General features: G+C 41.6%; 11 protein-coding genes. 7 read left to right on the forward strand and 4 right to left on the reverse strand.

The window, feature by feature from the left end:
* Positions 1 to 81 precede the first annotated feature (81 nt).
* The 3 genes from V7K69_RS07770 to V7K69_RS07780 form a co-directional block, all read right to left on the reverse strand.
* Positions 82 to 1452, reverse strand: a complete 1371-nt coding sequence (locus V7K69_RS07770) for a bifunctional folylpolyglutamate synthase/dihydrofolate synthase (protein ID WP_335032960.1) — start codon at positions 1450 to 1452, stop codon at positions 82 to 84.
* A gap of 204 nt (positions 1453 to 1656) precedes the next feature.
* Positions 1657 to 1782, reverse strand: a complete 126-nt coding sequence (locus tag V7K69_RS07775; RefSeq protein ID WP_012411301.1) for a photosystem II protein Y — start codon at positions 1780 to 1782, stop codon at positions 1657 to 1659.
* A 258-nt stretch (positions 1783 to 2040) separates the two neighbouring features.
* Positions 2041 to 2568 carry a gamma carbonic anhydrase family protein gene (locus tag V7K69_RS07780; protein ID WP_335032963.1) on the reverse strand — a complete coding sequence of 176 codons (528 nt, stop codon included), beginning with the start codon at positions 2566 to 2568 and terminating at the stop codon, positions 2041 to 2043.
* 243 nt (positions 2569 to 2811) lie between these two features.
* Here V7K69_RS07780 and V7K69_RS07785 point away from each other — a divergent pair, with 243 nt between their 5' ends.
* From V7K69_RS07785 to V7K69_RS07810, 6 genes are all read left to right on the forward strand, one after another.
* A complete protein-coding gene (locus V7K69_RS07785) occupies positions 2812 to 3321 on the forward strand; it encodes a TIGR02652 family protein (RefSeq protein ID WP_442936126.1) in 510 nt (169 codons plus the stop codon).
* A 260-nt stretch (positions 3322 to 3581) separates the two neighbouring features.
* On the forward strand, positions 3582 to 4028 hold the full coding sequence (locus V7K69_RS07790) for a VOC family protein (RefSeq protein WP_335032966.1): 447 nt from the start codon (positions 3582 to 3584) through the stop codon (positions 4026 to 4028).
* A gap of 140 nt (positions 4029 to 4168) precedes the next feature.
* Positions 4169 to 7048, forward strand: a complete 2880-nt coding sequence (locus V7K69_RS07795) for a M16 family metallopeptidase (protein WP_335032968.1) — start codon at positions 4169 to 4171, stop codon at positions 7046 to 7048.
* Between the two features lie 101 nt (positions 7049 to 7149).
* Entirely contained in the window at positions 7150 to 7674 is a 525-nt protein-coding gene (locus tag V7K69_RS07800) for a cupredoxin domain-containing protein (protein ID WP_335032970.1), read from the forward strand.
* A gap of 279 nt (positions 7675 to 7953) precedes the next feature.
* On the forward strand, positions 7954 to 8781 hold the full coding sequence (gene map, locus V7K69_RS07805; protein WP_335032972.1) for a type I methionyl aminopeptidase: 828 nt from the start codon (positions 7954 to 7956) through the stop codon (positions 8779 to 8781).
* Between the two features lie 210 nt (positions 8782 to 8991).
* A complete protein-coding gene (locus tag V7K69_RS07810; RefSeq protein WP_335032974.1) occupies positions 8992 to 9636 on the forward strand; it encodes a hypothetical protein in 645 nt (214 codons plus the stop codon).
* A 222-nt stretch (positions 9637 to 9858) separates the two neighbouring features.
* On the opposite strand, the gene V7K69_RS07815 is transcribed toward V7K69_RS07810, so the two are convergent.
* Positions 9859 to 11331 carry a hypothetical protein gene (locus tag V7K69_RS07815; protein WP_335032976.1) on the reverse strand — a complete coding sequence of 491 codons (1473 nt, stop codon included), beginning with the start codon at positions 11329 to 11331 and terminating at the stop codon, positions 9859 to 9861.
* A 200-nt stretch (positions 11332 to 11531) separates the two neighbouring features.
* Between V7K69_RS07815 and V7K69_RS07820 the strand changes: the two genes are divergently transcribed.
* A complete protein-coding gene (locus tag V7K69_RS07820; protein ID WP_335032978.1) occupies positions 11532 to 12932 on the forward strand; it encodes an amidase in 1401 nt (466 codons plus the stop codon).
* Positions 12933 to 12953: the final 21 nt, after the last annotated feature.

Below are 12953 nucleotides of genomic sequence, written 5' to 3' on the forward strand. Positions count from 1 at the left end.
GGGAAGAATAACATTACCTTTTTCCCCCTGCTCCCTGCCTCTATAGCGATGGTATATTTTTTTATTTGGAAGTCCCTTACCTCACGACTTACTCCCCATTTGTAAAAAATGACCTACTAGATAAAGGGAACCACATACAACGATTAAATCGTCTGTGGTAGCGGCTTCTAGGGCTGTGAATAAATCTGGATGGATTTGGCGATCGCTTAATTGGGGACAGAGGCTATGAGCTAGGTTTGATAAGGAGTCTAGATCGGCAGAAGTTCTACCTGGCCAGGATTCTACTGGTATTGGTACTAAAAAAAGGCGATCGCCGGGGCGCAGTAGGGCGGCAAAAATATCAGCATGATCCTTATCCGCAAACATTCCCATAACCCAAGTGATGGGCTTGGGATTAGCTGCGTCTAAGCTATCGACATACTGGCGAAGAACTTGGGCGGCGGCAGTATTATGAGCGCCATCAAGTAATATTTTATGCTTGTTCCAGGTAGTCCATTGCATCCGCCCTGGCCATTGAGTTTTTGCCATGCCCTTAATTATGGCTTCTTCAGAAATCTGCCAACCCTGTTGTTGGAGAATTTCTAAAGCTGCTATTGCCAAAGCTGAATTTGCTAATTGAATTTGTCCGGCTAATGGCAAAGGATATTTAATTAATTGAGAATTTTGAAGTGTTTGATATTCTGCCCATCCTGTAGCGATTTGACGGGCAGGTTGAGGCGTAAAAATTGGACATTCTAATTCTAAAGCCCGCGATCGCACAACTTCTTCTGCGTCTGGTGGCAATTGCCCAACCACGACGGGACATCCAGCTTTGAGAATGCCTGCTTTTTCTCTAGCAATATCCGCGACGGTGGGGCCAAGTTGTTGCCAATGTTCCCGACTGATGGAAGTGATGATAGTAACTATGGGTTCCAAACAGACATTGGTTGCATCTAAGCGCCCTCCTAGTCCGACTTCTACCACAGCCACATCTACTTGCTGCTGGGCAAAATATAACCAAGCAGCCGCCGTAATTACTTCAAACTGAGTCGGGTTCCCATACTTCTGTGAAAAAGTTTTATCCCCCCTATCTTCCTTTTTTGAGTTTGAAACATAGCCCCCCTTTTGAAGGGGGGTTGGGGGGATCTCCTCGTCACCAGCCCGAATAACTGCTTGGACTTTTTCTAATAATTGCCTCAATTCTTCAGAATCAATTGGCTGTTCGTTCAAACAAATACGTTCCGTCCAATCGACTAAATGGGGGGAAGTGTAGCGTCCTGTGCGATAACCAGCCTCAGTAAGTACAGAGGAAAGATAGGCACAGACAGAACCTTTACCATTAGTGCCAGCAACATGAATTACCGGGACTTGGTGATGAGGATTACCTAGATGTGCCAATAAGTTGACAATGCGATCGAGTCCCAGATGGACACCAAAGCGTTGAAGGGGTTGTATTACAGAATCAATATCCAAGGAAGGAGGAGTGGGGGCAGGGGCAGGGGCAGGGGCAGGGGCAGGGGGCAGGGGGCAGGGGGAGAATAAAAATTACCTCTTTCCCTTCTACTCCCTGCTCTCTTCCCCTCTGCCTCTTATAACAATGCACCATTAATCGTGATAAAACCGACTGTTTCCGTAAGTAGAAACAGACGGTTCAAAAGTGATGATATTAAGCCGAATTTAGGCTTCCCGATCCAAAAAGCCTTGAATTTGTCTTAAAGCCGCAGCGCCAATATTAAACACTGCCCAACTAGCAGCAATGACAACTGGTGCTAAAACGATCGCTATACGGTAATCGATATCCATATCTAGAACCCCTCTCTTAAGTAGAAATTAAAGTTTTGTCAACTGCTCTCATTTTTATTTTTAGCTGAAGTGGGTAACTTTTCCCAACATATATGTAAAGAATGTTTAAATTATTGGGCATTGGGAATGGGGAATTGGGAATTGGGAATTGAGAATTGGGCATAGTTATTTTCATTTTCCTTGTCCCCCTTGTCCCCCTTGTCTCCCCCTGCTTCCCCTGCTCCCCTGCCCTCTGCCCCCTTCCTTCTTCCCCTGCCCCTAAGCCTTGCTAAAGCCGAGATCAGTGCCTTTACCAGCATGAACTAAAGCTAACTTTTGGTAACGTTTAGCGTGTTCAATTAGTTCTGCGGCTTCAGCCTCTGTTAATTGTCGTAACACTTTGCCTGGAACACCTACAACTAGTGACAAAGGCGGTATATTTTTAGTTACGACTGCGCCAGCACCAATAATGCTACCAGCACCCACTCGTACCCCGTCTAAAATAACCGCGCCAATGCCAATCAAACTTCCACGCTCAATGTAAGCGGAATGTACCACAGCGCGATGCCCTACGGTAACATGATCTTCTAAAATAGTTGGAAAACCAGGATCGCCATGTAGAATTGCACCATCTTGAATATTTGTGCATTCGCCAATTTCAATGCGTTCTACATCTGCTCTAACTACTGCTCCATACCAAATGCTCACCCCTGCTGCTATATTTACCGAACCAATAACAACAGCGTTGGCTGCGATGAAGGCAGCTTGAGAAAAATCAGGAGATGTCCAGTAAGAAGCGGTAGACACGATAGAATATTAATAATGGTACTAAGGAACACTGGAGAAACTCCAACCTTTGAGGCTGGTTGCACGACCAGGATATCACAGCGTCAAGCCTCTACGCTGAGGAAAACACTAGTGAACAATGTTACTGCTGCAACTCTGTGTCTGTGCAGCAGTCAACAAGTAACCCAAAGTGGTAGAGCCGAAGTGTATAATCCAATCCACTAGTGCTGGTGAAGACAAAATTATGTTTGTACGCACTTCATGATGAATCCAGGCTTTCAGTACCCGATGTTTGGGCCGGAAATACAGTGTCCCCATTGTCGCCAGACTATTCCGGCGCTGACATTAACAGATACCTATTTGTGTCCGCGTCATGGCGCTTTTGAAGCTAATCCTCAAAATGGAGAGTTAATCCATTTGCAATCAGGCCGTCATTGGCGGAGGTGGAATAATGACTGGTATAGGCAGCATACTCATCCCGATGGTATTCGGTTTGAAATTCACGAAGCCTTAGATAAGCTCTATACCCAAGGTTATCGAGCCACAAAAGTGATTATTGCTCACCGCTATCAGGAATTGATGAGTGGCTATTTAGAACGCAGTACACCTTGGCGTTCTGGACAACCAGAAGTTACCGCCGCTCGGCTATACGGCTTACCCGTAGAGTTTAGCCCCGATACCTCAGAAGATCCCTGTTGGGAAGTGATTAATTTTGACTTGGAAAAAGAGCCTGGTGTCCCTGTACGCTACCCTTATTTCAGGTTGTTTGAATAATGGTCGTTTGTCATTAGTCATTTGTCATTGGTCATTAGTGAATCAGGGATTACCAAGAAAAAAACTATCCAATCTTGTGGGGTGGACATCTTGTCCGCCCTTGGTTATGGGTGGGCGAGACGCTCTGAATTGATACCTACGCGCAGGCTACACCAATGACGGAAACCACTGCTCATAGTTCTCTTGTCCCCACAAGAAGAATTGGATTTAGTTAAAAGTGCCTAAACAAAGGACAAGTGACAAAGGACAAGTGACAAATTATGCACCACGCTTCTATTCGGACTGCGAATATTCATCGAGCGATCGCTTTCTACGAACATTTAGGATTTACAATTTCGGAACGCTTTACTACAGGCTACACGCTAGCTTGCTGGATGGAAGGATTGGGCGGCAGAATTGAGCTGATCCAAATTCCTGAGCCAAAGCCAGCCCCAGATGCCTTTGCTGACGAGCATTATGTGGGGTACTATCATCTCTCGTTCGATTTAACTGAGATTACACCAGATTTACCTAGCTGGTTGACAAATTTACAAAAACGTGCTTCGATTGCGGCGGCTGAGAGTCAAACCGAAGAATTACAACCGTTAAAAGTACTTTTAGAACCGACACAACAGCAAATAGGCGATCGCATTTACGAAGTGGCTTTCATTGCCGATACTGATGGCTTACCTCTGGAATTCATTCGATTTTTAGCAAAATTGCCATAATTTAGCTTTTTTATTACCTTTATTGCTAATATATTATTTTTCTATATTGTTGCCGAGGTAACAGATTTTTTTGCCAGATTAAAATATGGTAACACCTAAACAATTATGTAAATTAATTTACAGATATACTTCCTAAGTACATGTATGGATTGTCTAGATTTTATAAATACTCCTTGCCGTTATTAATTTTAAGCTTATGGCTAGTAGCGGTTTTTTTGTTGAGCGATCAACCTGCTAATAGTCAACATACAGCTATATCTAACAAAGAAAAATCCCAGTCAACCTTGCTAGTAAAAAGAATAATGCCCTCAACACTGACAGAAAACGTCCATAAGACAGTGCTGGAAAATGGTCTAACTGTCCTAACAAAGGAAGTGCATACTGCGCCAGTGGTGACGGTGCAGGTGTGGTACAAGGTTGGCTCACGCAACGAAGAACCAGGGGTGAATGGCATTGCCCACCAGTTGGAACACCTGATGTTTAAAGGCACAAAAAATCGTCCAATTCAATTTGGCCGTTTGTTTAGTGCTTTAGGTAGTGATTCCAATGCTTTCACAAGCTATGACCAAACTGCATATTACGGTACTGTGGAGCGTAACAAGCTAAAAGCGCTTTTAGTGCTGGAAGCAGACAGAATGCAAAATTCCCAGATTGAGCCAGAACAACTAGCGAGTGAAAAGCGAGTAGTAATTTCTGAGTTGCAAGGTTACGAAAATAGTCCAGAATATCGCCTCAACCGCGCCGTCATGCAGGCAGTATTTCCTAATCATGCTTATGGGTTGCCTGTAGGTGGTACTAAAGCTGATGTCGAGAAATTTGAAGTTGAGCAAGTACAAAAATATTACCGTAATTTTTACAGCCCCGATAATGCTGTCTTAGTGATTGTTGGAGATTTTCAAACTGCAAATACTCTCGAAACAATTAAAGAAGTATTTGGCAAACTACCGAAGAGGCAGGGGGCAGGGGGTAGGGGGCAGGGGGCAGGGGAAGACAAGGGGGACAAGGAAAATAACTATGCCCAATTCCCAATTCCCAATTCCCAATTCCCAATTCCCAATTCCCAATTCCCCACTCCTATAGTGTTGCGAGAACCGGGAGCAGGGCGACTGTTACAAGTTGTGTATCCGCTACCAGATGCAAATCAACCAGATGTGCCGGCGTTGGATGTGATGGATTACATCTTTACAGAAGGACGGAATTCTAGACTTTATCAAGCCTTGGTGGAATCAGGTTTAGCTAGTGAAGTTACAGCATCCGTTACCAGTTTGCGAGAATCTGGCTGGTATGAGATTTTGGTGACGGCTGGATCTAAAAAAGATTTGAAAAAAATTGACTCAGTGTTGAGTAACGCGATCGCAAATGTAGCAGAAAAAGGCGTGACAACTGAGGAAGTGGAACGAGCCAAAACCCAATTAACAGCAGATGTAATTTTGAGTAACCGTGATATCACCTCTCAAGCAATGCGATTGGGCAATGATGAGACAACTGTTGGTGATTATCGTTATACAGAACGCTACTTGGATGCTGTGCGTCTGGTGAAGCCAACGGATGTTGTCGCTGTTATTAACAAATACCTTACTAAAGAAGCTCGGACAGTAGGCTTTTTTGAACCAACTCAAAAGCAGATAGCAGGGGTTGGCGATAAACCAGACTCAGCCCAAACTACAGAAAATTTCTCTCCTGGCGTGCCTGTGCTTCCTTCTGAGATGGTGAAGTACTTACCGCCTGTGGATTTGGCTACAGATGCGATTGCTCAAGTTTTACCACAGGAATATAAACTTACCAACGGGCTGCGGATATTACTCTTACCCGATCATAGTACTCCCACCGTTACTCTAAGCGGCTATATTCAAGCCGGTACAGAATTTGATCCAGATGATCGAGCGGGATTGGCTGCTTTTGTGGCAGATAATTTGCTAAATGGTACTAAGAGCAAAAATGTCTTAACTATTGCCAAAATATTGGCAGAACGAGGGGCAAGTCTCAACTTTGAAGTCCATCGTGAAGGTGTGCATATCGAGGGTGATAGTTTAGCAGGGGATTTGCCAGTAATTCTAGAGATATTGGCAGATGTTGTTAAAAATAGTACCTTTCCCCTACAAGAATTGGAATTACATCGCCAACAAACTTTAACCGATCTGCAACTGGAATTAGATGAGCCAGCAGAAGTAGCCAGAAGAATATTTGTGCAGTCAATTTACCCGAAAAAACATCCTTTACATACTTTTCCCACGGAGGAGAGTTTACAGCAGATTCAACGGCGGGATGTGATCGATTTCAAAGCTAAACATTATCGTCCAGATACGACAGTGTTGGCGCTGGTAGGAGATTTTGATCTAGACAAAGTGCGATCGCTCATTAAAAATGAATTTGGTAACTGGGAAGTTAGCGGCCAAGCACCCACATTAAAATATCCTCCGGTATCAATGCCGGAGAAAATAGTGAGTGTCAACACAGTTTTACCAGGTAAAGCCCAAGCTGTGACATATATGGGTTACACAGGTATTAAGCGTTACGATCCTCGGTTTCACGCAGCCTTAGTATTGAACCAGATTTTGGGAGGCGATACTTTATCTAGTAGACTGGGTGCAGAAGTACGCGATCGCCAAGGTTTGAGCTATGGAATTTATAGCTACTTCCAAGCCGGGAAGAATGCAGGCACATTTTTGATAGAAATGCAAACTAGTCCAGAAGATGCTAGTCAAGCGATCGCTAGTACTCGCCAAATACTACAGCAAATCCATCAACAAGGTGTGACTCCGCTAGAAGTAGAAACAGCTAAACGTACCCTCATCAGCAACTACAACGTTTCCCTGGCAAACCCAGAAGAATTAACAGATAGAATTCTGATGAATGAGGTGTATGGACTAGATAAAGTAGAATTGCACACCTTTACTGACAAACTCCAGAAAGTTACCTTTGAGCAAGTTAATCAAGCGGCTCGTGAATTACTCCACCCAGATCAAATCGTAGTCGTTACTGCGGGGCCATCTGTGTTAGCAGAGAAAAGCATTAGGTAGAGATGGACGCTAGGCATGGATAATAAAGAATAGGTAAAGCGGTTTTTCCCCCTACCTATAAATTTTTCCTGCTCATTAGCATTGCCTTTTGAGAACTACCAATGAAAATTTACAACCATTTATACCAAATTTTAATTACATCTCTGACTTTTCCAAATATTGCTTGGCTGCAAATATTACGTCGTAGCTACGTAATATTAACGTTTTTACTAAGCTTAAATTTCATCACTGCGACTCCAGCAATAGCGGCAAATTTGTCTAGTGATTTGCTTAAGCAACCAGCTACAGAAATTACAATTAGCTTAGGTAATTCGGCTAACGAACTCAAATTTGAGCCAAATCATCTGGAATTCGAGGCTGGCAAACGCTATCAACTTCGGCTTACCAATCCTAGCCAACTGAAGCATTATTTTACTGCTAAAGACTTTGCCGATGGCATCTGGACACAAAAAGTCCAAGCAGGCAAAGTAGAAATTAAAGGAGCTATTCACGAACTGGAACTCAAGCCGGGTGCTGAGGCAGAATGGGTATTTGTGCCCTTAAAATCTGGAACTTATGGCTTACGTTGTTCCATACCAGGACATACGGAAGCAGGTATGACTGGAGAAATTGCCATAAGTAATTAAAAATTATTCGACTCAGTATTTAATAGCCCTCTAGTGTTTCAATTAAAGATAATTGAGCTAAACCCTATAGTGGGGAGCAAAAATAAGTTAGGGCGATTTTGTTTGAAGTCTAAAATATCAGCAGTAAGTGAATATGTTATTCTGTATACATTAGTGACTAAACTGCAATAATCCTTATCAGGGATTGAAATAACTTAAATTATAGATATTATTTCTCAAGTAATCTAGAGAAAGCATTCATACTTCATCGACAAAGCCAACAGTAATTATTAATTTCCCATGAACATTTTCAGTAACTTACTTTCTCAAACAACTCAGCCTGCACCTGCGAAAAAACAACGCCGAGGAATTGAAATTAAATCACCGCGTGAAATTGAAATCATGCGGCAATCATCTGCAATTGTGGCAACTGTCTTAAAAGAAATTTCTGAGCTAGTAAAGCCAGGAATGACAACTGCTGATTTAGATGCTCACGCAGAAAAGCGCATCCGCGAAATGGGGGCAACACCGAGTTTTAAAGGGTATCACGGTTTTCCAGGTTCTATTTGCTCCAGCATTAATAATGAAGCAGTACATGGCATTCCTAGCCCCAAGAAAGTGATTCGTGTGGGAGATGTATTAAAAGTAGATACTGGCGCTTATTACCAAGGCTTTCATGGTGATTCTTGCATTTCAATTGCTGTCGGTGAAGTGACAGAAGAAGCTGCTAAATTAATTCGCGTAGCAGAAGAAGCTTTATTTAAGGGCATTGAACAAGTAAAGGCTGGTGTATACCTAATTGAGTTAGCTGGAGCAATTGAAGACCATGTGAAAGCGAACGGCTTTAGTATAGTCGAAGAATTCACTGGACACGGTGTCGGTCGTAACTTGCACGAAGAACCTTCAGTATTCAACTACCGTACTCGTGAGATGCCAAATGTTAAACTCCGTGCGGGGATGACGCTGGCAATTGAGCCAATTTTAAATGCAGGTTCTAGACACACCCGGACATTATCTGACCGTTGGACAGCAGTGACTGTGGATAATTCTTTGTCGGCTCAGTTTGAGCATACAGTGTTAGTTACAGACACGGGTTATGAGATTTTGACTGACCGTTCTAAGGTTTAATTGTTAGTTATAATTATCTTTTGTTAAGAGAGGTAAAGCGTTCAAAAAGGGCGATTTACCTCTTTAATTTTTTAAACCCTCTGCGCTTCATCTTCCCCCAGGGTAGATTAAAAATTCTATCTTATCCGCCTTATAGATTTAGGTAAAATTATGCTGGACGATGAGGTTTATCACAGATAAGGTAGGAAAAACACTCGTATTTACTCAACAATGGCAAGTTTTTTTGAACCTATACCTCAAATTTATTTTGCTGCATTTTACCTGTGGGTTTCTACTCTTAATTTTTTACCAATAGCAAATGCTGCAACTCCCAAAAATGATAACAGACAAGTCACTTGTCAAGCCAAAAAACTAGGATATGAGGAAGCACTTTTGTTATACCTAAGAAAACCGCAAGGAGAATTTGAAGATGGAGGTGCAATTAATTTATATGAAGATGCAAAGTTAAAAGTACTAGCTAAAGGTGTTGAAAACTGGATTTACATTAGCGTTATCGATGCAAATAGTCCTAAAGAAAAAGGCTTAGAAGGTTGGATACGTAGTAGCAGTCTAAAATGTACTGGCAATGTAGCTCAAGTTAAGCCTGCACTCTGCGAAATAACTGGGTTGCAATCGGGGCAATTAGCTTTACGTACTACACCTGGCGGAAAGTCAACAGCAGGTTTAGATAATGGCAACAATATTATATTACTCAAGCCAGATATTGTATCACTTCAAGGTCGCCCGACACCTTGGGTTAAGGTGCGTGTTACTAATAGCCCAAACAATAGAATCTTAGGTAGGGAAGGGTGGATTAATTCTCAGTATATAGATTGCTATAGCAAAGAAAGCAATGATGCAATAAATTATCCATAAAATATTTGAGGATATACCTCATTATATCGCAATACAGTTCAGATAAGACCAAAATACTTGTAGAGACGGCGATTTATCGCGTCTCGAAAACCCAAAATTTTTGCCAGTAGCTCTTAACTGAACCGTATTGCATTATATCGAGATGTGAAAATTTGCGTTTTCCAGATACCAGACTTCTTCAAGAAGTTGGGTATCTAATTTTTTACAAATAATCTAGGACGGCTATATTTGACTAATAGCGGCATAATTATTTTTATAAATAGTAAGCATTTCTTTAGCTTGTAGAGAGACAGATGTACTCTCTGGAATAGCTTGCAATAAATTGATTGCTTGCACCCATTTGTATTGTACTTGTTGCCGAACTAGTAGTGAATGAGGTGAACTATTTACAAAAACATTAGCTTCTGTTGCTAGTTTTTGAGCTGATTCTAAGTTTGCTAAAGCTTGCTTTTCTACTAATATTCTTTGACTGATAGATTTATAGTTAATCTGATAGTAAGCTAATTTCTTCTTTGCCCTCTCATAAACTGATGTTTGATGAGGAATACTATCTAATAAGATTATTGCCTGATGCCATTTAGTTTCTGCTTGTTGCCAGGTTTTTAGAGGATGCGGTGGTTTTTGGACTAGAGAAGCAGCCTCCATACCGAATTTTTGAGCAGATTTAAACTTAGCATTTGCACTTTCTTCTTGAGTTAAACTTAGATTTATCTGCTGCCATTGGAGACTTTGTTGTTTAATTTTCCAGCTACCAAAACCCAAGACTAATAAACTTGAGACTACGATCAAAACCGAACGTACTATCTTGGGTGTCGAAAATTTTGGTAATATTTGTATATGCTGGCTAATAGTTTCTTTATTATGATTTTCTTGTTCTATCTTTTTTAGGGCTTTTTCTGCCTGTCCCCTTAAAGTGTCACTCTGAATAATTAAAACAGCAATTTGTTCTTGGAGATAATCGCAATCATTAAGAATATCGGTCAATTCTTGAAATTTACTACCACTCGATATAATTAATTCATGGTCATCATCTAACCACTCTAAGGCGAAGCCAGATTTCCCACAAAAAGCAGACACTCCTAATAAAATATTTAATAAGCTACGACTATTTTTAATAGTATCAAAAACATAATTTAACTTTTGTTTTAATTGTAATAATTCATTTTGGCAATTATTAATATTTTCAATTTGGTTCTCTAAAATATGAATTTTCTCAAATACTAAGTTAATTTTTAAATTTTCAGAAATTGCCTGAAATTGTGCAAATAAGCTGAGATGATTAATATCAGAATTTAGTTGATTCACTAAACTATTATCACTGAGAATATCAGCAGCTATTGCTTGCAAAAAATAACCCCATTCTATCCAGTCATCGATTTTGGATTGTAAATCAGTTAATGAGATTTTAGTTTTTGAATGTCCAAATTTTTCTGCGATCGCAGGATCTACCAATCCAACACTAGGTATAAACAAACTAGCTACAGTACCTATTCGAGGAAGTGTAGCGATCGCAGAATTTTTGACGTTCTCCAATCTCAATTCCTGAGCAATTAATTTTTTAATATTTCGTAGTTGTTCTTGAGCATTATTAATCGAGATAATTTGTTCCATGATTTTATTAGAATCGCCAATAGTCAGTTTTAGATTCTGAATTAGTGCTGGCAATTCGCTAACAAGTATTTCTAGGTTAGCCATAAATATCTCTTAGGGATTTGTCGAAAGTTTATGCGAAACAATTAAAATAGCTGGAGTAAGAACATAACCACACATCTAAGCATCCTAATTGAGTGACAAATCTTAGGATCTATAAAATGTATAATTCCCGTAAATCCTGGTAAAGTAACAATTTCAGTTTAAAATCCCAGAGAAAGACAAAATTACCCATTCACTAACCTATGAATGAAGTTGATTTAGCATTTACCCCAGCACTAGAGTTGGCGCAATTAATTCGTCGCCGGGAAATATCCCCGCTAGAGTTGGTAGAAATATATTTAGAACGGATTGAGCAATTAAATCCCCAATTAGGAAGTTATTTTACGGTGACGGCAGAACTAGCGATCGCAGATGCCAAAGCCAAAACAGAATTATTGACAACTACCTCAGAACTACCGCCATTTTTTGGTGTACCAATTTCCATTAAAGACCTCAATGCTGTAGTAGGTGTTACCTGTACTTATGGAAATCCGGCATTACTGAACAATATCCCTAACTATGATGATGGGGTTGTAACACGGATTAAGCAAGCTGGGTTTACTATTCTTGGTAAAACAGCCACTTCCGAATTAGGTTCTTTTCCTTACAGTGAGCCTACGGGTTTTCCTCCAGCCAGAAATCCGTGGAATTTAGAATACACCCCAGGCGGTTCCAGTGGTGGCGCGGCGGCGGCGGTAGCAGCAGGATTGTGTGCGATCGCTCAAGGTTCTGATGGCGGTGGTTCAATTCGTGGCCCTGCGGCTTGTTGTGGTTTGGTGGGACTTAAACCATCCAGGGGTAGAGTGAGTAAAGCACCCGTGGGCGAACGCCTCGCTGGAATTGCTGTCAACGGCCCCATCGCCCGCACTGTTGCTGATGCTGCTGCCCTTTTGGATACCATATCTGGCTATGTTACAGGCGATCCTTACTGGTTGCCAGATCCCGAACCATCATTTCTCGCTGCTACTCAGACAAAATTGGGTGCTTTGCGAATTGCCTTTGATACTAATATTTCTCCTTTGGGAGAAGCTGATGCTAACTGTCAGCAAGGTGTCCGTCAAACAGTCCAGTTATTAGAACAACTCGGCCACCACGTTGAACAGAAATCTCCAGATTTTAGCGGTTTAGTTGAACCATTTCAAATCGTTTGGCAAGCTGGGGTAGCTGCGTCAGGACTTCCGGTAGAAGCCTTGCAACCGTTGAATCGCTGGCTATTTGCACGCACAGGTTCTGTTGCCCAGTACCTCCAAGCAGTTTCCCAAATGCAGATAATAGCACGTCAGATTGTAGCCTTTTTCGATACCGTGGATGTGCTGGTATTGCCAGTTTATCTCCATTCACCTGTCCGCGTTGGGGAATGGGCTTCGCTAAGTCCAGAAGAGACATTCCAAAATATTATTGAGTGGATTGCCCCTTGTCCACCTGCCAATGCAACAGGACAACCTGCGATCGCAATTCCTGTAGGCTTTGATAGTAATGGTTTACCCATAAGTGTCCAGTTAATTGGTAAACCTGCGGCTGAAGCTACCCTCATCAACCTAGCAGCACAATTAGAAGCGGCTAACCCTTGGATTCATCATCGTCCAGCCTTTGCGATCAGCTAATCGTCATTTAAATTGCATCAT

Origin of the sequence: Nostoc sp. (genome assembly GCF_036917775.1) — a bacterium.
GTDB lineage: Bacteria > Cyanobacteriota > Cyanobacteriia > Cyanobacteriales > Nostocaceae > Nostoc.